Origin of the sequence: Micromonospora sp. TSRI0369, from assembly GCF_001905625.1 — a bacterium.
In the GTDB taxonomy this organism is placed as follows: Bacteria; Actinomycetota; Actinomycetes; order Mycobacteriales; family Micromonosporaceae; genus Micromonospora; species Micromonospora echinospora_A.
This window is the reverse complement of sequence record NZ_LIVU01000003.1, coordinates 408,703-431,234: the sequence shown is the minus strand read 5'-3', so window position 1 is coordinate 431,234 and position 22,532 is coordinate 408,703. Positions and strand designations below refer to the sequence as shown.

Sequence of the window (22,532 nt, the reverse complement as noted above, 5' to 3'; positions counted from 1 at the left end):
CACGGCCGCGCCGCCGGCGTACCGGCCGCCGAGCGGGGACACGATCAGGCTAGAGCGCCCGCCACGCTGAGACAATGCTCGATGTACGCTCGGTCAGGACACGTCGCGGTTGAACAGGTGCGACGACCAGAACAGGCTCGCCGCGGCCAGCCCGGACATGATGAGCGCGCCCTGCCAGACCACGGCCTGGGTGATCTGGCCGGCGAACAGCGCCCGCATGCCGTCGGTGGCCCAGGCGAACGGGTTCCACACCGCGACCCGCTGGATCCACATCGGCGCCAGCACGAGCGGGATGAGCACGCCGGCGAGCAGCGACACCGGCTGCCCGACCGTGTTCACCAGCACGCCGAGGCTGTTCTCGTTGCGGACCAGCAACGCGATGTCGTACGAGATCGAGGTGCTCAGCAGCACCATGACCGACAGCAGCGCGTACGACACCAGCAGGTTCGCCAGGTGCACCCGCAGGCCGAACGGCAGCGCCACGAGCGTGACCACCATGGCCTGCACCACGTTGAGGCACACGTGCATCAGCGCGCGGCCCAGCAGCAGGCCGGTGCGGCTCACCGGCGTCACCCGGCACCTGTCGATGATGCCCGCGCGCAGCGCGCTGAGCAGCCCGTAACCGGCGAACAGGCCGCCGAACAGGCCCATCGCCACGAACAGGCCTGGTACGTAGATGCGGTACGCGTCGGCGTAGGTCGAGGCGCCCCGGTCGACCATCACCACCTTGAGGAACGGCGCGAAGAGGATCAGGTAGGTGATCGGCTGGGCCAGGCTGAACGCCACCATCACCGGGTTGCGCACCATCAGGCCGGCCTCCTGCTGGAAGATCAGCCAGGTGTCGCGGACGAGTTTCACGCCGTACTCCTCTCGGCGTCCGGTCACTCCGCGAGCGACCGGCCGGTCTTGGCCAGGAACACGTCGTCGAGGCTGGGCCGGCGGGCCTCGATCGCGCCGGGCTCGATGCCCCGGTCGTAGAGCGCCCGCATGACCTGCGGGATGGCCGTGGCGGCGCTGTCGACGTAGAGCCGCAGCGTGCCGTCGACCGGCTCGGCCGCGTGCACGTACGGCGCCTCGGCCAGCAGCTTCGTCGCGGCCGGCAGATCGCCGCCGGTTTCGTCCGCGACGTCGGCGGACGCGAAGTCGACGGCGACCACGTCGCCGGAGATCTCGCGCTTGAGCGCCGACGGGGTGCCCTCGGCAACGATCCGCCCGGCGTCGATGATCGAGACCCGGTCGCAGAGGCTGTCGGCCTCGTCCAGGTAGTGCGTGGTGAGGAAGATGGTCATGCCCTCCTCGCGCAGCCGCCGCACCTCCTGCCACATCCGCACCCGGCTGGGCGGGTCGAGCCCCGCTGTCGGCTCGTCCAGGAACATCACCTGCGGCGAGTGGATGACGCCGAGCGCGACGTCGAGGCGGCGGCGCTGCCCACCCGAGTACGTCTTGATCTTGCGGTCGGCGAAGTCGTCGAGCTGGAACGCGCGGATCGCCGCGACGGCCAGCTCCTGCGCCACCGATTTCGACAGCCCGTGCATCCGGGCCTGGAGCACCAGGTCCCGCCGGGCGGTGGAGTCGTCGTAGGTGCCGCTGGCCTGCGCCACGAAGCCGATCCGCCGCCGCACCTGCGCGGGCGCGCGCAGCAGGTCGACCCCGGCGATGGTGGCCACTCCCCCGCTGGGGCGGATGAGCGTGGCGAGCATCCGCAGCGTGGTGGACTTGCCCGCGCCGTTCGGGCCGAGGAAACCGACGATCTCGCCGCGCCGTACCGCGAAGTCGACGCCGCGTACCGCCTCGACTGTGGTGGCGCCACGGCCGCGTCCGACCCGGAACGACTTGCGTAGGCCGGTGGCCTCGATCATCGAGCCTCCTCGTGCGGCGCGACGCCGGCGCGGGTGCGTCAGGTCAGGCTAGTTCGGCCCCGACGGTTGGACAACGGTCGATGCGTCAGGTGTCGGGAGCCGTCCGTGCCAACGCGGCGAGACGCGCCGCGGCCGCGCGGGCGCCTCCGGCCGCCGCGAACGACTCCCCCACCCGGCGCGCTCCCGCCCGGTACGCCGGATCGTCCAGCACCGCGCTCAGCGCGGCGGTCAGCTCCGCCGGTGTCGCGGAGCCGAAGGAGACCTCCACCCCGGCGCCGGCCCGGCGCACCTGCCGCGCCACCACCGGGTGGTCGTGCCGGATCGGCGCGACCACCACCGGCACGCCGTGGGCGAGCGCCTCGGACACCGTGCCCAGCCCGCCGTGCGACACGAGGGCGTCCAGCCGGGGCATCAGCTCCAGCACCGGCACCCGGGGCGCGACGAGCACGTGCGGCGGCGGGTCGGGCACCAGCCCGGCGCCGGCGACGAGGATCACCTGGACCCGGTCGGCCAGCGGCGCGGTGGCCGCCGTGATCCGCCGGTAGAAGTCGGCGGCGAGGTGCTCGGCCATCGTGCCGACGGTGACCAGCACATGCCGGCGGCCCGGATCCCACTCCGGCCAGGCGAACGCGGGCGCGTTGCGCCGCCGTCCCAGCGCCGGGCCGGTGAGCACGCAGCCGGGCGGCAGCGGTGCCGGGCCGGTGAGCGCCGTCGTGGTCAGGCCGATCACGAGGTACGGCGAGAAGCGCAGGTCGATCGTCTCGTCCACCGGCAGGTCGGTCATCGCCCACACCCGGCGGACCTGGGCGCCCACCCAGTCGGTGAACTCGGGCAGGTCCTCCGTCGGTGGCGTCAGCTCCAGCACGCCGACGCAGAACGTCGCCCACGGCAGCCCGCGGCGGTGCGCGGCGAGCGCGCCGGCCAGCGCGTACTGGTCGGCCACCACCACGTCCGGCCGGTATCGCTCGACGGCGGCGTCGGCGGCGTCGCGGATGAACCGGTTCGCGGGCAGCACGTGCCCCTCCCAGAGGGTGCGCACCGCCGCCATCCCGGACGCGCCGTCGGAGCGGTAGTAGCGCTTGCCGGTCGGGAACAGCGTGGCGTCCGGGCCGACCAGCGGGCGCAGGTCGCTGCGCGGCCCGACCCAGGCCACCTCGTGCCCGGCCGCCTCCAGCTCCTGGGCGATGGCGACCGGGGCGTTCAGATGGGACTCCACCGGCAGGACGACGAAGAGGAAGCGAGCCACGTCGATATGATCGCACGCGCGTTGACATCCATCGGCGTCACTGATCTGATCCGTGGCGTGACGGTACGCGCATGACGGCTATCGACGCCGTCTCGGTGTTCCTGCCGCAGCGCCGGGTGCCGGTCGAGAGCCTGGCCGCGCCGCTGGGCCTGACCGACATGCAGGTCCGCCTGTTCCGCCGCTTCCACGGCCTGACCGAGGTCCGCCGCGACCCCGGGCTGTCCCTGACCGACCTGCTGCTGCGCGCCGCGGGCGGCCTCACCGCGCTGCACACGCTGCGGCGGCGGGTGCGGTTCGTGGTGTACGGGCGGGCCTTCCCGGTGGTCACCCCCTATCCGGTCAACCCGCTGTACGAGGTGTGCCGCACGCTCGGGCTGGGCCACGCGCTCGCGTTCACGCTCACCCAGCAGTCCTGCGCGAGCGCGCTGGCCGCTATCGACGTGGCCGGGCGGCTGCTCGCGTCCGAACCGGACACGCCGGACGGGCCGCCGCTGGCGCTCGTGCTGACCGGGGAGAAGGCGTTCACCCGCGACGCCCAGTTCATCCCGGAGACGTCGGTGTTCAGCGAGGGCGCCTCGGCCTGCCTGCTCAGCGCCGGTGGCGGCCGGGACCGGCTGCTCGCGTACGCCTGCCACCAGCGGGGCGAGTTCGACGTAGCGGGCGGCGAGTCCCCGGCGCGGTTCCAGCGGGCGTACCGGCCGGCGCTGGCCGAGGTGATCGGCCGGGCGCTGGACCGGGCCGGCACGGCGCTGTCCGAGCTGCGGCTGGTGCTGCCGCACAACGTCAACCTGATGACCTGGAAACGGCTGTGCCGGCTGATCGGACTGCCGCTGGACCGGGTGCTGCTGGACAACGTCACCGAGACCGGCCACGTGTTCTGCGCCGACGCGTTCGTCAACTACCGCACCGCCCGGCAGCGCGGCCTGCTCCGGCCGGGCGACCGGTACCTGGTCGCGGCCGTGGGCGCCGGGGACGGCGCGACGTTCGCCGCCATGGTCTTCGAGCACTGAGCGGCGGAGGCCACCATGGAGACCGGGCTCCGCCTGCTGCGGGCCGCGCGACGCACGTTCACCGGCCCGGCCGCGCTGCTCGGCGACCCCGTGCTGCGCGAGCGCGCCGCCGGCTACCTGACCGACCTGACCCGGCCGTACGGGCTGCGGGTGCCCGACGGCCTGTTCGACGCGCCCTCGGCGGCGCTCGGCCAGTCGTACGGGGAGATGGCCGCCGAACTGATCCCCGCCGTCGTACCGCCGCACGAGCCGGTGGACCTGCTCGTGCTGGCGTTCGCCGTGCACGACATGCTGCCCGGCCGGGCCACCGCGGCGTATCTCAGCCACGTCTGCCCGGGCACCCCGATGTCGTTCGCGCTCTGCGACCAGGGTTCCGCGGCGGCGTTCACCGGGCTGCGGATCGCCAGCGGGTACGGGTGCCGCCGCGCCCTGCTGGTCACCGTCGAGCAGGCGGTCCTGCCGTACGACGCGGCGGTGGCCGTACCGGCCCGCCACCGGGCCGTGGCCATGCTGTACGGCGCCCCGGCCGGCGACGGCGAGGCCCGCGACGGCGCGGGAGGGGCCGGCGGCGACGGTCCGGAGCGGATCGGGCTCGGCGGCGGCGCGCGCGTGGCGGCGCTGCGCCAGCACGCGGACGTCCGCGTGGACGACGTCGCCGCGCTCGCGGCGGCCGAGGTGGCCGGGCTGACGGCCGGACGCGGTGATGTCGCCGTCGTGCTCGGCGCGGACCTCGCGGCGGCGTGGCCGGGTCCCGGCGGCCACGCGGTGACGACCGGTCCGGGGAGGCAGCCGTCCACCGGTGTCTGGTGGGCGCTGCTGGACCGGCTCGCCGGGGACGCGGCGCGGCCCCGGACCGTCCTGGCCGCCGACTACGAGCCCGCACTGGGCTACCTGAGCGTGGTCGCGCTGGAGCCGGCCGGCCGGTCAGAGCCCGTCGGCGAGCGCGGCGCGGACGAACGCGCCCAGCCGCTCGTTCGCCTCCGGGGAACCGACGGTGATCCGGACCCCGGCGCCGGGCAGCGCCATGACCAGGATGCCGGCCTCCCGGGCCCGGTCGGCGAACGGCACGGCCCGCTCCCCCAGCGGTAGCCACACGAAGTTGGCCTCGCTGGGCGCCACGGTGAGCCCGAGGCCGCGCAACGCGCCGATCAGGCGGGTACGCTCCGCCACCAGCTCGGTGCACCGCCGGGTCAGCTCGGCGCCCACCTCCGGCGTCAGGCTCGCCACCGCCGCCGCCTGGGCGAGCGCGGAGGGGAAGAACACCGCCCCGGTGAGCGCGGCGGCCCGGGTGAGCCGGGGCGGCACCACGGCGTACCCGACGCGCAGCGCGGCCAGCCCGTACGCCTTGGAGAACGTGCGCAGCACGCAGACGTTGTCGTACGCCCGGTACAGGTCCATCCCGTCCGGCGAGCGCGGGTCGGTGACGAACTCGCGGTACGCCTCGTCCACGATGACCGGCACGTCGGCCGGGATGCGGTCCAGGAACGCCTCGACGTCGTCGCGGCGCAGCGCAGCCCCGGTCGGGTTGTTCGGGTTGCACAGCAGCACGCAGCGGGTCCGCTCGGTCACCGCGTCCGCCATCGCGGGCAGGTCGTGGGCGTACCCGTCCATCGGCACCGGCACGGCGCGGGCCCCGGCGTTGCCGATGATCAGCGGGTAGCCCTCGAACGACAGGGCCGGGTGGACGACGTCCGGCCGAGGCCCGAGGGACTGCACGAGGTGCTGGCACAGCCCGGCCGAGCCGGGGCCGACGAGGATCGCCTCCGGTCCCACGCCGAGGCGTTGCGCCAGCGCGGCCACGAGCGCCGCCGACGTGCGGTCCGGGTAGCGCTGCAGCGCCGCGGCGGCGTCGGTGACCACCCGCCGGACGCCCGGCAGGGGCGGGTAGGGGGTCTCGTTCATGGACAGGTCGGCCGGCGGGTGCGTCCCGACGGCGGTGCCAGGCGTCATTGTCGCTCACTTTCCGAGGAGACCGGCGGGGTGTGCGCGTGCCGGTCGGCCAGGAGCCCGAGCTGGTACAGCCGGTCGACCGCGGACAGCGGCCGGACGTCGGTGCCGGAGAGGTTTCCGGCGGTGAGCCCGAGCAGGCGGGGGTTGGCTGCGGTGCGGCGCATCATCCGCGCGCCGAGCAGCTTCGGCAGCCCGGACACCGCGGTGATCATGCGGGAGGCGTTGTGGCTGACTGTCGCGACGTGGTCCAGCCGGGGCCGCCGCGCCGCCTCGAAGGTGAGCAGCGCCCGGTCCACCGCTGCCGGTTCCGGCGTGCCGCCCTCGGCCGCCAGGCAGGCGGCGAGCGTCTCGGCGTCGCCGAGGGAGCTGTTGACGCCCTGCGCCGCCATCGGGTGCACCGCGTGGGCCGCCTCGCCGGCGAGCGCGAGCCCTGGCACGGCCAGGCGCGCGCTGCGCAGCCGGTAGACAGCGAGCAGCTGGCGCCGGTCCAGGGTCGCGCGCAGGGCCGCGCCCAGCGGGCGGATCGCCGGCACGTCGGCGAGCAGCCGGTCGCACCACGCGCCCAGGTCGACGCGTCCCCGGAACTCGTCCGGCGCCACCTGCGCGTACAGGCGGCACCGCCCGCCCGGCAGCGGGTAGACCAGGCAGAGTCCCCGGCCGGTGCGGTAGGCGGACACCTCCTCGGCCACGTCGACGCCGGCCACGTCGAAGGCGACCAGGCCGTGCGGGTACTCCTGGCGCCGTACCCCGATCCCGGCGCCGCGGCGCAGCGGCGACGACATGCCGTCGGCGGCGACCACCAGCGGCGCGCGGATCTCCTGCTCGGCGCCGTCCGCGACGACCCGGACGCCGCCGACCCGTCCGTCGCCGTCGCGCAGGACGTCTGTGACACGCGCTCCCCACCGGATGCGCGCTCCGGGCGGCAGCCGGTCGGTGAGCACGCGGCGCAGGTCGCCGTAGTCGGCGCAGAGGATCTGCCGGTACGCCCCGGGCAGCCCGGCGTAGTCCAGGCAGAGCAACGGCTCGCCCGCCGGGTCGCGGATGGCCAGCCGCCCGACCGGGCGCGCGCCGGTGGCCCGCAGGGCGTCCAGCAGCCCCCAGGAGTCGAGGATGCGTACCGTCTCGGGCTGCAGGATCTCGCCCTTGGCGATCGACGCGGGGGTGCGCTGCCGGTCCAGCACCAGCACCCGCAGGCCGAGCGCGACGAGCGCCCGGGCGCAGGCCAGGCCGCCCGCGCCCGCGCCGGCCACCACCACGTCGGGGGTCATCGGGCCACCGCGCCCGGCGCGACGTCCGGCCGCGCGGCGGCGGCCCGGCGGTACTCGCCGAGTGCCCGCAGCGCCAGCGCCTGGGTGATCACGGCGTTCGGGTAGCGCATGTGGTGGCGGATGTAGTTGCACACCCGGGCCGCCGGCCAGGTCCCGTCCGGCCCGGCGGCGGCGACCAGCCAGGCCACGCCCCGGTCCACCGCGCCGGTGGCGTCCGGGTCGCCGGTGGCGAGCAGACCCTGGACGGCCCAGGACGTCTCCTCGACCGAGCCCGCCGTGCCGTCGCCCGGCCCCCACGAGCCGTCGGGCAGCTGGGTGTCGCGCAGCCACCGGGCCGCCCGGCGCACCACCTCGTGCCGGGCGTGCCCGACCCGGGACAGCGCGCCGACCACCACAGCGGTGCCGGAGGTGTGGTCGCGGTACCAGAGGTTCTCGAACGTGCCGTCGGGCGCGGCCCGGGTCAGCAGCCAGGCCGCCGCCCGGGCGATCGCCGGGTGGTCGTCCGGGTGCCCGGCGTCGTGCAGCGCGAGGATCGCCTGGCTGGTGATGGCCGGGCAGGGACCGTCGTTGGCGAGCCGGGTGTCACGTACCCACAGGCTCCACGAGCCGCGGCTGTCCTGGCGGCCGACGAGCCACGCCAGTCCGTCGCGCAGGACCGGGTCGGCGTCGGCGCCGGGGAAGCCGGCGAGCGCGGAGAGGATCTCGGCGGACTCCAGCGTCACCGGCCAGCCGCGCGCGTTCGAGTAGCTCCACCCGCCCGGCGGCACGTCCAGCACCTCGAACGCCTCCGGTTTGCGCCCGGCGTGGAGGAACTCCCGGGTGGCGCGCAGCCGGGGGTCGTCGGCGTACCCGGCCGCGATCAGCCCGGTCGCCGCGTACCCGGTCCGGGTCAGGTCCAGGTTGGTGACCGCGTCCCAGGCGCCGTCGGGGCGTACCGCCTCACGCAGCCAGCCGACGACGGCGCGGGCGATGTCCGGCGCCTCACCGCTGCGGGCCAGGCCGAGCAGCACCAGCGCGGCCGGCCACGGGTCCTCGCTGAGCGCGCCGGTGCCGCCCTCGTGGTCGTGGATGGACCGCAGCAGCCGCAGCGCCGCCGGCCGGGCCCCGCGCAGCGTGGCCCGGCGCAGGCGGCCGGCCGGCAGCAGGTCCGCCTGCATCAGGGCGAGCCCGATGAACGGCGCGGTACGGAACGACAGGCGCTGCCGGCGTACCCGGTCGAACAGGACGATCTCCAGTGGCAGCCGGCGCAGCGGGCCGGCCTCGGCGGTCATCCCGGCCATGGTGAGCAACTGGCGGCAGAGCAGGGAGATGGCCGGGTCGGTGACGGTGTCGACGCCGCCCAGCGCGGCCAGCCGGGCCCGGCCCGCCGCGATCGCCTCGGCGCTGTCGGCCGGCGTGGTCAGGGCCAGCGCCGCGATCGCGACGGCGGTGGGCACGACAGCGGTTCCGGCGCCCACCACACCGCCCCAGCCGCCGTCGTCGTGCTGCTGCCGGCGTAGCCAGGCGGTTCCGGCGCCGACCAGGTCCGCGCTGCCGGCCGGGTCGGCGGCGTGCAGCGCCGCCACCGCGCCCGCGGTGCCCAGCACCGAGGCGGGCGGGTCGTCGCCGAAGGCCCCGTCGGGGCGACGCCGGCGGAAGAGCGCCTCGGCGCCGGCGGTGACGGCCTTCCCGACGGCTTCGGCGGTCACAGTGGTCATCGCGCGTCCTCCACCGGTACTCGACTGTGGGTGGCGAGGGTCAGGCCCGCGACCGGCGGGCCGAGTTCGTGCCGGGCGCGCATGGCGCGCTGCGCGACCCAGGTCAGCACGACCATCGGCAGCGCGAGCGCGAGCTGCACCGCGAAGCCGAGGCCCAGCCCGACCGCCGCCGAGGCCAGCGCGACCCGCTCGACCACCAGGACCGAGTGCGCGCGCAGCGCCACCACGACCGGCATTCCGCCGCGCCGCCGCACCAGCGGCGCCAGCGCGACGACACCGGTCAGCAGGACCACGAGCACGGTGACCAGGTACGCGGTCCGCGCGCCCCGGCCGGCGAGCAGTCCGGCGGCGACGGCGGCTGCGATCGCCACGGCGTAGAGCACCAGCACGGTCCGCACCGCGAACGGCACGCCCCGCCCCACCGGCAGCGTCCGGTAGCCGCCGGCGCGGTCGCCGTCGATGTCGCGCAGCGCGCCCACCAGGTTGGACATCGCGTCGTGCGACCAGAACGCGACGACGAGCGCGAGCAGCACCGGCGCCGCCGAGGCGCGGTCCGGCGCGAGGCCGGCGGCGAGCGCGCCGTAGACGAGCGCGACCGCGCCGAGCGCGCCGCGGACCAGGTTGCCGGCGATGCCGCGGGCCTTGAACCACCTGCTGTACGCGACGATGCCGCAGCCGGCCAGCAGCGCGGCCAGCGTGGTGCCCCACCCGCCCAGCACGGCCAGGACACCGAGCAGCGCGAACCAGGCGCAGCCGCACCACAGCGCGGTGCCCGCGCCCAGGCGGCTGGAGGGGATCGGCCGGTGCGGTTTGCTGCCGGCGTCCAGGTGCCTGTCGAAGTAGTCGCCGAGGTAGTGGCCGCCGAGCCAGCCGGCGGTCGGCGCGGCCCACGCCGACAGCAGCACCCACGGATGGTGCGGGCCGCCGGCCACGGCGGCGCCGGCCAGGCCGACGAGCCCGACGTACCAGAGGGTGTAGGGCCGCCAGGTCTCGACGTGGGCCCGCAGCGCCCGCAGGGCGGCGGCTGTGCTCACGCCGTCCCGCTCGTCATCCAGGCCGCGATGCCGGTGAGCACGTCCGTTCCGGCGGACGGGGTGAGCACGGCCAGCTCGGCGCGGGCCAACTCGGCGTGCCCCACCATCCGCAGGCGGGCGCCGTCGACCGCGCCGACGTCGCGGAGCAGCGCGGCGATCCACTCGACGTCGCCGGGACCGGCGCCGCGCCGGTGCAGCACCGCCAGCAGCTCCACCCGGGTCGCGTCGGTGACCGCGTCGTACGCCAGCAGCAACGGCAGGGTCGGGCGGCCGTTGTTGAGGTCGCTCGTCGCGGGCTTGCCGGTCTGTTCCGGGGTGGCCAGATAGGACAGCAGGTCGTCGCGGATCTGGAAGGCCATGCCGAGGTGCTCGCCGTACCGGGCCAGCGCCGAGGCCACCAGCTGGTCCGCGCCGCCGAGCAGCGCGCCGATCTCGCACACCGCGCGGAACAGCGCGCCGGTCTTGAGCCGGATCATCTCCGGATACCAGCGGGCGCCCGCGTCCAGGTCTCCGACGAGCCGCGCCTCCAGCGCCTGCCCTCGGCACAGGTCCTGTCCCGCCTCGGCCAGCGCGGCCACGGCCGCGACGACCGCGCCCGGGGGCACGCCCCGGCCGCCCTCCACGACGGCCCGGAAGGCGTGGAAGATCAGGTGGTCGCCGGCCACGATGGCGCCGGGGATGCCGTACTGCACCGGCACCGCCGGGCGGCCGCGGCGCAGCGTGTCGGCGTCGATGATGTCGTCGTGCACGAGCGTCGCGACGTGCAGGTACTCGGTCGCGAGCGCCGCGGCGAGGACGTCGCGGGGCGATCCGCCCACCGCCTCGGCCGCGTGCAGCGTCATCATCGGGCGCAGCATCTTGCCCGCCGGCAGCAGCGCGTAGCGCACTATCGCGTCGAGCTGGTCGGGTGTCTCGGGCCATCGCCGTCCGAGTTCGGCGCGCAGCAGCCGCCCCGATTCGCTGCGGGCGAGATCGTCGATGAAGGGCGGATATCGCGTGGAGCCAGCAACCGTCATGACGCGTCGACCCTTTCGCGAGGGATCGGCTAGTCGCCACGCGAGACGTTACCGGCCGCCCGGTCCGCGAACAACCATTGATAAATGCGCAGGGATATGGGTGGTCGCAAATGTCGTGACCGCATTTCTCAGCACATTGACCGATGACCAGAGAAATCCGCCGTTCCACCCAGGGCCGCCATGTCGATGCATATGCGTCAATGATCGGGCGCACGGGACGGCACCGGACAGGAGCGACGCACGCTGCCGGGCTCAGGCGTCGGCGGCGAACTCCATGAGCGTGAGCCCGTCCGTGCCGTGGTAGGTGCGCCGGGGCGACAGGCCCGCGGCGGCGGCCAGCTCGGCGTACTCGGGCACCCCGCGCTCGCGGCCACCGACGAGCACCAGCATCCGCAGGTCGTACGGGGACAGGTGCGGCACGTGCGGCACTGTCGGCAGCACCTCGATGACGAGCACCCGGCCGGCCGCTCCGGCCGCCTCGGCGCAGCGCCGCAGGATCGCCGTCGCGTGGGCGTCACTCCAGTCGGTGAGCGCGCGCGAGACCACGTACACGTCGGCGCCGGGCGGCAGCGGGGCGAAGAAGTCGCCGGTCACGGCCTCGGCCCGGTCGGCGAGGCCGCACTCGGCGAACGCGGCGGCGGCGGTGGCCACCGGCTCGGCCCGGTCGACCAGCGTGCCCCGCAGGTGCGGATGGGCGCCCAGCACCTCCCGCAGCAGCCCGCCCGCGCCCCCGGCCACGTCCACCACGTGGCGCGCCTCGTGCCAGGGATAGAGCGCCGCGACCTCGGGCGCGGTGAACCGCTGCTGGCTGAGCATCAGGGCGTCGAAGTAGGCCCGGTGGTCCGGGTGGGCGTCCAGGTCGGCCCAGAAGTCCCGCCCGTGCACCTCGCGGTAGCCAGGCCCGCCGGTGCGGATCGCGTGCGGCAGACCGGCCCAGGCCAGGTCCATCCGCGCGCCGAGGCCGCCGAGATCCAGGTAGGCGCCGAGGCCACCGCCCTCGCGGTCGCAGAGCAGATCGCCGACGTCGGTCAGGCCGAAGACGTCCGGCGACACCTCGACGAACACGCCCCGGTGTGCGAGGTAGCGCAGCAGGCGGCCCAGCGCGTCGGCGTCCGCCCCGGCGGCGGCGGCCAGCTCGGCCAGACCGGTGACGCCGTCGGCGATCAAATCCGGCACGCGCAGCGTCACCACCGTGCGGACCGCGAACGGGGTGGCCAGGTCGGTGAGCCGGTCGAGCCGCTCCGCCGCGTCACCCTCGATCGGAGCATCGATCGCCACCCGCGCCTCCTCCCACGTCGCGGGCCGGCCTCGCCGCCCCGCCGGCACCGAATGGTTCCAGGCGTACGGCGGGTGAGTCAACGACGACGGCTGGTGAGGACATTCACGGACGTGGAACAATTCGCGGACCAGCCGTGGCGCGCAGACCGGAGGGATCATCGATGACCACATCCATCGCGGCCGAGGTCCGGCTCGTCTCCGGCGCGCTGGGCGCCGAGGTCCACGGCGTCGACCTCAACACGCTCACCGACGAGGGCTTCGCGCTGATCCACGACCTGCTGCTCAAGCACCAGGTCGTCTTCCTCGCCGGTCAGACCGGGCTGACGCCGCGGGCGCACGTGGCGTTCGGCCGCCGCTTCGGCGAGGTCGAGCTGCATCCCTACCTGCCCCGGCTGGACGGGCACCCGGAGATCGTCGTCATCGACTCCGCCGACGGCGGCAAGGTCGACGTCTGGCACACCGACATGACGTTCCACCAGAGCCCGCCGATCGCCTCGATCCTGCACCTGGTCCAGCTGCCCGAGGTCGGCGGCGACACCATGTGGACCAACCAGTACCGGGTCTACGAGGCGCTCTCCGCGCCGATGCGGGACCTGCTCGACGGGCTGACCGCCATCCACGTCATCCGGATCGGCACCGAGTTCACCAGCCGCGCCGAGCACCCGGTGGTCCGGGTGCACCCGGAGACCGGGCGCCGCTCGCTGTACGTCAACCGGCTGTTCACCTCGCACATCCCGCAGCTGACCCGCAACGAGAGCGACGCGCTGCTGGAGCACCTGTTCGCCTTCTCCGAGAGTCCCCAGTTCACCTGCCGCTACCGGTGGCGGGCCGGGGACGTCGCGGTGTGGGACAACCGGGTGACCCAGCACTACGCGGTCAACGACTACGAGGGGCTGCGCCGCGGGCAGCGGATCACCGTGCTCGGCGACCACCCGACCGGGAACCCGCCGCGCTGGGAGCACTACGTGCCCGCGCCCGGCCAGCGTTACTGGCCGGACCGGGTCAACGCGGTGGAGAGCTACTGACCGCCGTTCACCAGGTCACCGGGAATGAGGCGATGCCGCCGTTCATCCGGTCGTGCCGCCACGGGATCTCCGCCGGCGGCACCGCCGGCGCGAGCGCCGGCATCCGGGTCAGCAGCGCGCCCAGCGACAGCTCCACCTGCATCCGGCCCAGCGCCGTGCCGAGACAGAAGTGCGGCCCGAAGCCGAAGGTCAGGTGCGGGACGTCGGGCCGGCGGTCGATGTCGAAGACGTTAGGCTCGGGGAAGAACCGGGGGTCGCGGTTGCCGGCCCACGGGACCGCCATCACGCAGTCCCCGGCGTGCATTGCGACGCCGCCGAGGACCAGGTCCTCCCGGACCACCTGCACCCGGAACATGGCGCTCACCGACGTGTAGCGCAGGATCTCGTCGGTGGCCGCGGAGAGCTTCTCCGGCGCCGCGCGCAGCTTGGCCAGCTGCTCCGGGTGCTGGAACAGCGCGAGCAGGCCCGCGCTCGTCGAGTTGATCTCCAGCCCGCCGAGCAGCACGCCCATGGCCAGCTCGACCAGCTCGGCGTCGGCCAGCTCGTGCGTGCCGCGGACCCAGGCCGAGAGCAGGTCGTCACCGGGCTCGGCCCGCTTGCGCGCGAGCTGACCGGCCAGGTAGTCCCGCAGCTGCGCCTGCGCGGTCGCGGCGTCGGCCGAGCCGTACGCGGTGACCGAGTTCAGCCCCTCGATCCAGGCGTAGAAGCGGGGACGGTCGGCGGCCGGCACCCCGAGCACGTCGCACACCACGAACACCGGCAGCGGCGCGACCAGCCCGGCCACCACGTCGGCCGGGCGCGGACCGGCGAGCATCGCGTCGACCAGCTCGTCCACCAGCCGCTGCACCCGGGGACGGAACGTCTCGATGCGGCGGGCGGTGAACGCGCGCGCGGCCACCCGGCGCACCGCCGCGTGCGGCGGACCGTCCATGTTCAACTCCCGGGGACCGCCGCCGTCGGGCGTCACGGTGGCGCCGAGCGGAAGCCGGGAGAAGCGGGGGTCGGCCAGGACGGTGCAGCAGTGCTCGTAGCCGAGCACCAGCCAGGCGGCCCGCCCGTCGGGCAGCCGCACCCGGCTGACCGGCTCGGCCACGACCATCTCCAGCAGCTCGGCGGGAAGATCGCCGGTGAATGGTTCGAACGGATAGGAACGCAACCCGGAATTGACGCTCACGGCACCACCCGCCTGCTGATCGCGGTCCACCTCGGGCATCGGCTAAGACTCCAGCATCGGTTAGCCCGGCGTCAATATCCATTGCGATCGTGCGCGACCTTCCGCGTACCGCGTCCATCACCTAGCATCGGTTGGCCAGGACTGCCGTTTCGCGCGCGGATTGGTGGGATTTGACTGCGGCTCTGCGAATTCTGATGTCGACGTGGGGCTGGCGGTCGCATTTCTACAGCCTGGTCCCGCTCGGCTGGGCGCTCCAGGCCGCCGGCCACGAGGTGCGGGTGGCCAGCCACCCCTCGATGGTCACCGCGATCAGCTCGGCCGGGCTCGCCGCCGTGCCGCTGGGCGCCGACGTCGACTTCGCCACCGCGTTCGCCGGCCGGATCGGCGCGGTGGCCCCACTCGGCGGGCCCGCCACGACGGGCGCCGTGGAGCCGGCGATCACCGCCGACGGCGGGGTGGTCCGGTTCGCCGACGCCGTCCTCGACGAGCTGGTCTCCTTCGGCCGGTCCTGGCGGCCGGACCTGATCCTCTGGGAGCCGTTCAACCTGGCCGCGCCGGTGGCCGCCGCCGCGCTCGGCGTACCCGGCGTGCTGAACCTGTGGGGGCCGGACTCCTCGACCACGGTGCGCCTGGATCCGGACGCGGTGGTCGGGCCGCTCGCCGCCCGGTTCGGGCTCGCCGCCGCCGAGGTGGCGTTGGACGGCGTGCTGACGCTCGACCCGGTGCCACCGCCGATGCAGGTGCCGATGCGGCGCCCCGGCTGCCCGGTGCGGTTCGTGCCGTACAACGGCCCGGCCGTGCTGCCGCCCTGGCTGCGCCGCCCGGCGGACCGGCCCCGGGTGTGCGTCACGGCGGGCACCATGATGGCCGGCGCGGGCCTGGACGACCGGCTCGACCTGGCCGGGGTGATCCGCGCGGTCGCCGGCCTGGACGTGGAGGTCGTCGTCGTGGTCGAGCCGCGCCAGCGCGAGGCGCTGGGACCGGTTCCGGCCGGGGTCCGCCTGGCCGACGGGCCGCTGGCGATGCGGCTGGTGCTGCCGACCTGCGCCGCGCTGGTGCAGCAGGGCGGGGCGGGCACCACCATGACCGCGCTCGCGTACGGCGTGCCGCAGCTCGTCCTGCCGCAGGTCAGCGACCAGCACTTCAACGGCGGACGGCTGGCGGCCACCGGCGCGGGCGCCTGGCTGACCCGCGAGCAGGCCACCGGCGCCGCGGTGCGGGACCTCGTCGGCGAGCTGGTCGCCGACGGCCCGTGGCGGCGCGCGGCGGCGCTGATGCGCGACCGGGTCCACGCCATGCCCGCCCCCGCCGACCTGGTGCCGACGCTCGCCGCCCTGGCCCGGGGCGGCCCGATCTGAGGAGTCGCAGATGACGCAAGACCCGCCGGCCATCCCCTACCCGCTCGCGCCGGCTCCCACGATCTACCACCCGTCGCCGGACTACACCCGGATGCGCGAGACGTGCCCGGTGGCCCGGGTCGAGCTGCCCGACGGGGCGTGCGCGTACCTGGCCACCCGGCACGCCGACGTACGGCGCGTCTTCACCGACCAGCGGTTCAGCCGGGCCGCCGCGGCCGGCCCGAACCGCCCGACCCGGGAGCTGGGCTCGCTCGCCGAGGACTCGCTGATCGGCATGGACCCGCCCCGGCACACCACGATGCGCCGGGCCGTGTCGCACGCGTTCACCGTCCGCCGGGTGGAGGAGCTGCGTCCGAGGGTGGCGGCGCTCGTCGACGTCATGATCGACGACCTGGTGGCCGCGGGTCCGCCCGCCGACGTGATCACCCACGTCTCCGGTCCACTGCCGATCTCCGTGATCAGCACGCTGTTCGGCATCCCCGAGCGGGACCGGGAGCGGGTACGCCAGTGGTCGGACGCGCTCGTCGGCGACTGGGACGCCGACCCGGAGGCGCCCCGGGCCGCGCTGGAGGCGTTCCGCGAGCTGATCGAGCAGCGCCGGCGCGAGCCCGGCGACGACCTGATGAGCGCGCTCATCGCGGTCTGGGACGAGCACGACGACCTCACCGAACGGGAACTGGTCTCGGTCACCGCCGGCATCTTCGTCGGTGGACACGAGACCACCACCAACCAGCTCAACCTGTTCCTGCTCGTGCTGGCCCGCCACCCCGAGCAGCTCGCCGCGCTGCGCGGCGACGACCCGGCCGCGGTGGCCCGGGCGGTCGAGGAGCTGTCCCGCTTCATCCAGCTCGGCGACAACGGAGTGCTGCTCCCCCGCGTCACGACCGAGGAGGTGGAGCTGGGCGGCGTACGCCTGCCGGCCGGCGCCGCGGTGCTGCCGGCGATCGCGTCGGCGAACCGCGACGCCACTGTGTTCCCGGGCGCGGACACGCTCGACCTGACCCGCGCGCACAACCCGCACCTGGCCTTCGGCGCCGGCCCGCACCACTGCCTCGGCGCGGCGCTGGCCCGGATGGAGCTGCAGGAGGCGCTCGGCGGCCTGCTGCGGCGGCTGCCCGGGCTGCGGCTCGCGGTCGACGAGTCGCAGCTGCGGTTCCGGCCGGGGCTGGTGGTGCGCAGCCTGGAGACGCTGCCGGTGACCTGGGACCGGTGACCGGTCAGCCGCCCGCCGATCCCGCTGTCACCCGGGTCGGCGCGGCGGGGTCCAGGGCCGCCTCCACCGCCACCTCCTCCACGCCGCGCAGCAGCCGTTCCGCCTGCTCCTCGGTGAAGCAGCCGAAGTCGAAGATGACCTGGAGGTAGACCGTCTCCGGCTGGTCCTCGACGGTGATGAACATCTGCTCGGGCAGGTGGTCCAGCGGGCCGTCCCAGACCAGGAACGTCTCGTCGGCGCGGCGGCGGATCCGCTCGGCGGTCACCGGGTCGTCGCCCAGGCCGCCGTCGGCCGCCTGCCGCGTGGCCACCCGCCGGTCGTTGATCCGGCAGCTGATCCGCGCCGGATATCCGCGTTCGGCGTCCAGCCGGTCCGAGACCTCCGCGAGCTGGGCCGGGTCGTAGTAGGCGTACTTCCCGGCCGAGACCGCGGCCCGGCGGGCACGCGCCACCACCTCGTCCACTGTGGTGTCGGCGGTGTCGACGCGCAGCACGCCGTTCTGGCTCAGCGGGGCGATGGCCTCGGCGAAGCCCGGCCGGAACCGGTTGCCGACGATGAGCTTGGCGGTGAGCGGGCTGACGCCGGTGGCCCGGCCGATCGCGACCGCGATGACCGCCAGCAGCACGCGCGAGGTGTCGGTGCGGGTCCGCGCCGCGATGGCCCGCACCGCCAGGTACGCCGCCGGTGAGCTGAACCGGCCGTGCCAGTACCGGTGCCCCTGGCGCCCACCGGCGGCCGGCTCGCCGAACGTCAGCGGCGGGATGTCCCGCAGGTGCTCCGCCCAGTGCCGGACGGCCCGGTCGCTGACCCGGCGCAGCGGCGGCGTCTCCTCTCGCCGGCCCAGGTCGAGGATCTGCACGGTACGCGGGTCGGCGACCCGGCGGACGGGGCGCCCGGCCAGGCCCAGGTCGGCCAGGAGCAGCGACGTGGCGGTGCCGTCGACCACGAGGTGGTCGATCGTCAGCACCCGGTGCACCAGGGCGCCCCGGTGCCGGATCACCGCCATCTTCACCGACCAGTCGCGGTAGAGGTCGTAGTGGCTCAGCAGGCGGGCGTGGCCCAGGTCGTAGGCGAACGTGGCGACGTCGGCCGGGTCGGCGTCGTCGGGTACGTCCACCACGTCCAGGACCGTCTCGCCGCTGGCGGACACGACCTGGCACGGGCCGCCCCCGTCGCCGTCGCCCAGCCGCATCCGCAACGCCGGGTGGCGGGCCATCAGCGCGGCGAACTCGGCCGCCACCTGCTCGACAGTGACGCCCGGCGGCACCGGGTGGGCGCCGCTGACGTTGTGCGTCCAGCCGGTCTCCCGCATGTCCTGCATGATCGCCTTCTGCCCCCAGGTCAGGGGCGCGACGCCGGCGCCCGGCCCGGCGAACGCGACGGGAACGTGGGCCTGGACCGTCTGCGCGAACACCGGTCAATGAGAGCAACGGGTATCGGTGTGTGTCAACGCGACGGCGCACCGTTACGCTGCCGTCCATGCGCGACGCCGTACGGGTCTGGGTGCTTCCGGCCGAGGCGGGCCCGGACGAGCTGGCCCGGTACCGGGCGGTGCTCGACCCGGCCGAGCGGGCCCGGGCCGCGCGGCTCGCCGCCGGCGGGCTGCGGGACCGGTTCACAGTGGCGCACGGCGCGCTGCGCGTGCTGGCCGGGCGGGCCACGGGCGCGTCACCGGCGGCGCTGACCTGGCGTCGCGGCCGGTACGGCAAACCGGCGCTGACCGGGCCGTGGCGCGGCCTGCACACCAGCCTGTCCTACTCCGGCGATCTGGTCGCGGTGGCGCTCAGCGACCGCCGCCCCGTCGGAGTGGACATCCAGCACGTCGCGCCGGGCGGGGACCCGGTGTCGGCGTCCGCGCGCTTCTTCCACCCGCGGGAGGCGCGGCACGTCGCCGCCGGGTGCGACCAGGCCGTCCGGGCACGGCGGTTCGTCCGGCTGTGGGCCCGCAAGGAGGCGGCCGTCAAGGCGGCCGGGGGCCGGTTGTGGCCCAACCTCGGGATGCCGGTGGACCGGGCCGACGTGGTCGAGTGCGCCGACCCGGCCGGGCGGCACCGGCTCGCCGACGTGGTCGCGCCGCAGGGTTGCGCGGTGGCGGTGGCGCTGGCCGGCGACGAGCCGTACGCGGTCGAGTGCCGCACCGACCTCGGTGACTTCCGGTGACCACCACCGCACCCGTTGACACTCACCGATGCCCCCTGCTCTGATGACTCCATGCTGGAGCGCGTGATCGACCCGCAGGAGCCCCGGTGCTAGAACACGACGCGCCGCCGCGGGAGCAGGTCGTGGAACGCCTGACCGTGCTGCTGACCCGCATGCTGCGGCCGGACGCGCCGGTCACCGAGCAGACCCAGCTGATGGACGAGCTCGGCCTCAGCTCCTCGCTCGGCCTGGAGCTGCTGCTGGCGCTGGAGGACGAGCTGGAGATCCAGATCGACGTCGAGGAGCTGGACGAGGACCGGATGGCGACGCTCGCGGACCTGGCCGACTACATCACCGCCAACTCCACCGCGCGCTGAGCATGCCCACGGTGGACCGGCCGAGCCTGAGCGTGGTGGTGCCGGCGCACGAGAACCCGTCCGCGCTCGACACCACACTGCGCTCGCTGACCCGGCAGACGCTGCCGTCCGGTGACTTCGAGGTCGTCGTCGGCGACGACGGGTCGGCTGTCGCGCTGGGCCCGGTGGTGGACGCGTACCGGGGCCGGCTGCGGATCGAGTACGTGCGCAGCGACCGCAACCGGGGCCGCAGCGCCAACCGCAACGCGGCGGCGGCCCGGGCCCGCGCGGCCACGCTGATGTTCCTGGACGCCGACACGGTGGCGCATCCCACGCTGCTCAAGCGGCACCGCGACTTCCACGCCGGGCGGGCCGGGCGGCCCGGTGTGCTGCTCGGGCAGCGGTACGACCTCGACTGGGCCGGCGCGGACGCGCTGCGCCGCGGCGAGCCGGTCGTGCCGGCGATGCTCGACGCCGAGCGTGGCGACCCGCGGCTGGAGGACATCGCCCTTCCGCAGCGGATGGGCGACTTCCCGAGTGCGCCGTGGGTGCTCGGCCTGACCCACAACGCGTCGGTGGACCACGAGTCGTTCCGGCGGGTCGGTGGCTTCGACGAGGCGATGGTCAAGTGGGGCTTCGAGGACCTGGAGTTCTTCTACCGGGTGTTCCACCTGCACGGCGCCCCGCCGGAGCTGTTCCGGCTGGACGTCGACGCGCTCTCCTACCACCTCCCGCACTTCCGCAAGACGTCCAACGGGATCGCCTCGATGGACAACATGAAGTACCTGCTGCGCAAGCACCTGCGCTACGACGTCGAGGTGCTGTACGGGATCAACACGTTCGGCCGGCACCTGGGCCGGATCCGGCTCTACGGCGCCGCGATCGAGGCGTACCGCGCCGGTGGCCTGGGCCGGCCGGCCGCGCTGCCCGAGTCGCTGCGCGACGAGCTTGCCACGAGCGCCGCGCTTGTCGTCGGCAACGGCGTGTCCGCGCTCGACCTGGGCGCCGGGTCGCACACGTTCGACCACGACGCGCCGGTCGGCGAGACGAACTCCCACCTGCTCGGCACCGTGCTCCAGCAGTTCAAGGCGGGCGCGCTGGACGTGATCGTCAACGTGGACATGTGGCGCTGCCTGCTCCCCGAGGACCTGCCGGCGTTCCTCACCCGCGGGCTGCTCAAGGCCGACCGGATCGAGCTGGTCGCCTCCCGTACCGGCCTCGATCAGCGCGCCCTGCTACCGGTACCGCTCGTCGCCGACCTGGACTACGTGGCCGACATGCTGCGCCCGCACTTCAGCGTCGCCGTCGCCGCTTACGACGCCGCCACGGTGATCACGCTCCGCTGACCCGCCGCTCAGGCGGGGCGCGCCAGGACGAGGCTGACGTTGTGGCCGCCGAAGCCGAACGAGTTCGACAGCACCGCGTCCACGGCCGTTGCGCGTGCCCGCTCACGGATGTGGTCGACCTCGCCGTCGCGCTCCGGCTCGTCCAGGTTGTGGGTGGGCGGCAGCAGGCCGCGGCGCAGCGCCTCGACGCCGATGGCCGCCTCGATCACGCCGGAGACGCCGAGCATGTGCCCGGTGACGCCCTTCGTCGAGCTCAGCGGGGGCGGGTACGCGCCGTAGACGTCGGCGAGCGCGGCCAGTTCGGCGGCGTCCCCGGCCCGGGTGCTGGTGCCGTGCGCGTTGACGTACCCGATGTCGGCGGGCGCCAGGCCGGCGTCGCGGACGGCCAGGCGCATGCACCGGGCCGCGCCGGCGCCGTCGGGGCGCGGCGTGGTCGGATGGTGGGCGTCGTTCGTGGCGCCCCAGCCGAGCACGTCGGCGTGCCGGCGGGCGCCGCGCGCGGCGGCGTGCGCGGCGCGTTCCAGGACGAACACGCCGGCGCCCTCGCCGAGGACGAGCCCGTTGCGGCGGCGGTCGAAGGGGCGGCTCGCGGCGGTCGGGTCGGCCCAGCCGCGGGCGAGCGCCCGGGCGTTGCCGAACGCGTCGGCGAACGTCGGGAACAGCGGCGCCTCGGCGCATCCGGCGAGCACCACGTCCGCGTCGCCGGCGCGCAGGATGCGCAGGGCCTCGCCGATCGACTGCGCGCCGGCCGCGCACGCCGTGCCGATCGACGAGGTGTAGCCGTGGATGCCGAACTTGATCGCGATCCGGGCCGCGCCCATGTTGGGCAGCGTGCCGGGCAGCATGTACGGGCTGACCCCGAACCGTCCGCGCCCGGCGCGGGCGAGCACCTGCTCCTCCAGCGTGGACAGCCCGCCGACGCCGGAGACGACGGCGGCCACCCGGTAGCTGTCGACGTCGTGGCCGATCCGCAGCCCGGCGTCGGCGAGCGCGTCCTCGGCCGCGCGCAGCACCATCACTATCGACCGGTCCACGACGCGGGACTCGGGGCCGGGCAGCACGGTGGCCGGATCGATCGCCGGGGCGAACGCGGCCACGTCGACCACGCCGTGCAGCGGATGGTCGGCTGGTGGCCGGGTGAGCCCGGAGCGGCCGTCGCAGACCGCGTCGAACACCTCGGCGACGGTGGCGCCGACCGGGCTGACGAGCCCGATGCCGGTGACCGTGACCCGTTCGCGCACGCTCACCGGACCCGGTGCGCCGGGGCGTGACGCGGCCGGGTGCCGTGCCCTGGCATCGGTCAGTGCGCCGAGGCCGGGGCGATACGCGCCGCCACCGCGCGGCAGAACTCGCCGACTGTCATCATCGCGAGATCCTCCGCCTCGTCGTCGTCGAATGCGACCCCGAACCGGTCCTCCACCCGCACCGCGAGCTCGGCCAGGCCGAGGGAGTCCACGTCGAGCCCGGCCGGGCCGAAGACGGTGTCGTCGTCGACGTCGCCGACGTCGTACTTCATCTCGGTCAGTGCGGCGAGGAGGAACGCGCGGATCTCATCGGTCATGT

At 75.0% G+C, this 22,532-nt stretch carries 20 protein-coding genes; 7 read left to right on the top strand and 13 right to left on the bottom strand.

The annotated features are described in order from the left end of the window. Window positions 1-93 precede the first annotated feature (93 nt). The 3 genes from AMK25_RS10825 to AMK25_RS10815 all read right to left on the bottom strand — a co-directional run bounded on the left by AMK25_RS10825 (window position 94) and on the right by AMK25_RS10815 (window position 3,105). Complete coding sequence (locus AMK25_RS10825) at window positions 94-858, bottom strand: ABC transporter permease (RefSeq protein WP_073828054.1); 765 nt, start codon at window positions 856-858, stop codon at window positions 94-96. 23 nt (window positions 859-881) lie between these two features. Then, entirely contained in the window at window positions 882-1,859 is a 978-nt protein-coding gene (locus tag AMK25_RS10820) for an ATP-binding cassette domain-containing protein (RefSeq protein ID WP_073828052.1), read from the bottom strand. Between the two features lie 85 nt (window positions 1,860-1,944). Continuing rightward, window positions 1,945-3,105, bottom strand: coding sequence for a glycosyltransferase (locus AMK25_RS10815; protein WP_073828050.1), 1,161 nt, complete (start codon window positions 3,103-3,105; stop codon window positions 1,945-1,947). 71 nt (window positions 3,106-3,176) lie between these two features. On the opposite strand from AMK25_RS10815, the gene AMK25_RS10810 reads away from it, so the two are divergent. Next, the gene (locus tag AMK25_RS10810) at window positions 3,177-4,115 is read left to right on the top strand and encodes a 3-oxoacyl-[acyl-carrier-protein] synthase III C-terminal domain-containing protein (protein ID WP_073828047.1); all 939 of its coding nucleotides are present in this window, start codon (window positions 3,177-3,179) and stop codon (window positions 4,113-4,115) included. Window positions 4,116-5,039: 924 nt separating this feature from the next. On the opposite strand, the gene AMK25_RS10800 is transcribed toward AMK25_RS10810, so the two are convergent. The 6 genes from AMK25_RS10800 to AMK25_RS10775 form a co-directional block, all read right to left on the bottom strand. Further along, on the bottom strand, window positions 5,040-6,065 hold the full coding sequence (locus AMK25_RS10800) for a histidinol-phosphate transaminase (protein WP_073828045.1): 1,026 nt from the start codon (window positions 6,063-6,065) through the stop codon (window positions 5,040-5,042). Beyond that, window positions 6,062-7,333 carry an FAD-dependent oxidoreductase gene (locus AMK25_RS10795; RefSeq protein ID WP_073828042.1) on the bottom strand — a complete coding sequence of 424 codons (1,272 nt, stop codon included), beginning with the start codon at window positions 7,331-7,333 and terminating at the stop codon, window positions 6,062-6,064. The genes AMK25_RS10800 and AMK25_RS10795 overlap by 4 nt, the downstream gene beginning before the upstream one ends. Further along, window positions 7,330-9,030, bottom strand: coding sequence for a prenyltransferase/squalene oxidase repeat-containing protein (locus tag AMK25_RS10790; protein WP_073828040.1), 1,701 nt, complete (start codon window positions 9,028-9,030; stop codon window positions 7,330-7,332). The genes AMK25_RS10795 and AMK25_RS10790 overlap by 4 nt, the downstream gene beginning before the upstream one ends. Beyond that, entirely contained in the window at window positions 9,027-10,064 is a 1,038-nt protein-coding gene (locus tag AMK25_RS10785) for a UbiA family prenyltransferase (RefSeq protein ID WP_073828037.1), read from the bottom strand. The genes AMK25_RS10790 and AMK25_RS10785 overlap by 4 nt, the downstream gene beginning before the upstream one ends. Continuing rightward, window positions 10,061-11,080 carry a polyprenyl synthetase family protein gene (locus AMK25_RS10780; RefSeq protein ID WP_073828035.1) on the bottom strand — a complete coding sequence of 340 codons (1,020 nt, stop codon included), beginning with the start codon at window positions 11,078-11,080 and terminating at the stop codon, window positions 10,061-10,063. Before AMK25_RS10780 ends, AMK25_RS10785 begins: the two co-directional genes overlap by 4 nt. 252 nt (window positions 11,081-11,332) lie before the next feature. Then, a complete protein-coding gene (locus AMK25_RS10775; protein ID WP_073828033.1) occupies window positions 11,333-12,358 on the bottom strand; it encodes a methyltransferase in 1,026 nt (341 codons plus the stop codon). Window positions 12,359-12,519: 161 nt separating this feature from the next. Here AMK25_RS10775 and AMK25_RS10770 point away from each other — a divergent pair, with 161 nt between their 5' ends. Further along, complete coding sequence (locus AMK25_RS10770) at window positions 12,520-13,383, top strand: TauD/TfdA dioxygenase family protein (RefSeq protein WP_073828031.1); 864 nt, start codon at window positions 12,520-12,522, stop codon at window positions 13,381-13,383. 7 nt (window positions 13,384-13,390) lie between these two features. Here the strand turns inward: AMK25_RS10770 and AMK25_RS10765 are convergent, their stop codons facing one another. Continuing rightward, entirely contained in the window at window positions 13,391-14,557 is a 1,167-nt protein-coding gene (locus AMK25_RS10765) for a cytochrome P450 (RefSeq protein WP_241826319.1), read from the bottom strand. Between the two features lie 194 nt (window positions 14,558-14,751). Here AMK25_RS10765 and AMK25_RS10760 point away from each other — a divergent pair, with 194 nt between their 5' ends. Together AMK25_RS10760 and AMK25_RS10755 are read left to right on the top strand one after the other, a co-directional pair. After that, a complete protein-coding gene (locus AMK25_RS10760) occupies window positions 14,752-15,915 on the top strand; it encodes a nucleotide disphospho-sugar-binding domain-containing protein (protein WP_073828026.1) in 1,164 nt (387 codons plus the stop codon). A gap of 10 nt (window positions 15,916-15,925) precedes the next feature. Then, window positions 15,926-17,128, top strand: coding sequence for a cytochrome P450 (locus AMK25_RS10755; RefSeq protein WP_073828024.1), 1,203 nt, complete (start codon window positions 15,926-15,928; stop codon window positions 17,126-17,128). A gap of 4 nt (window positions 17,129-17,132) precedes the next feature. Here AMK25_RS10755 and AMK25_RS10750 read toward each other — a convergent pair whose 3' ends face one another. Beyond that, window positions 17,133-18,542, bottom strand: a complete 1,410-nt coding sequence (locus AMK25_RS10750) for a condensation domain-containing protein (RefSeq protein WP_073828021.1) — start codon at window positions 18,540-18,542, stop codon at window positions 17,133-17,135. Between the two features lie 65 nt (window positions 18,543-18,607). Here AMK25_RS10750 and AMK25_RS10745 point away from each other — a divergent pair, with 65 nt between their 5' ends. The 3 genes from AMK25_RS10745 to AMK25_RS10735 all read left to right on the top strand — a co-directional run bounded on the left by AMK25_RS10745 (window position 18,608) and on the right by AMK25_RS10735 (window position 20,969). Then, on the top strand, window positions 18,608-19,288 hold the full coding sequence (locus tag AMK25_RS10745; RefSeq protein ID WP_073828019.1) for a 4'-phosphopantetheinyl transferase family protein: 681 nt from the start codon (window positions 18,608-18,610) through the stop codon (window positions 19,286-19,288). 86 nt (window positions 19,289-19,374) lie between these two features. After that, the gene (locus tag AMK25_RS10740) at window positions 19,375-19,644 is read left to right on the top strand and encodes a phosphopantetheine-binding protein (RefSeq protein WP_073828016.1); all 270 of its coding nucleotides are present in this window, start codon (window positions 19,375-19,377) and stop codon (window positions 19,642-19,644) included. Between the two features lie 11 nt (window positions 19,645-19,655). Further along, window positions 19,656-20,969 carry a glycosyltransferase family 2 protein gene (locus tag AMK25_RS10735; protein WP_073828630.1) on the top strand — a complete coding sequence of 438 codons (1,314 nt, stop codon included), beginning with the start codon at window positions 19,656-19,658 and terminating at the stop codon, window positions 20,967-20,969. Between the two features lie 8 nt (window positions 20,970-20,977). On the opposite strand, the gene AMK25_RS10730 is transcribed toward AMK25_RS10735, so the two are convergent. Together AMK25_RS10730 and AMK25_RS10725 are read right to left on the bottom strand one after the other, a co-directional pair. Then, window positions 20,978-22,216: a beta-ketoacyl-[acyl-carrier-protein] synthase family protein gene (locus AMK25_RS10730; RefSeq protein WP_073828015.1), complete on the bottom strand. Its 1,239-nt coding sequence runs from the start codon at window positions 22,214-22,216 to the stop codon at window positions 20,978-20,980. Between the two features lie 53 nt (window positions 22,217-22,269). Next, complete coding sequence (locus AMK25_RS10725) at window positions 22,270-22,530, bottom strand: acyl carrier protein (RefSeq protein WP_073828014.1); 261 nt, start codon at window positions 22,528-22,530, stop codon at window positions 22,270-22,272. Window positions 22,531-22,532: the final 2 nt, after the last annotated feature.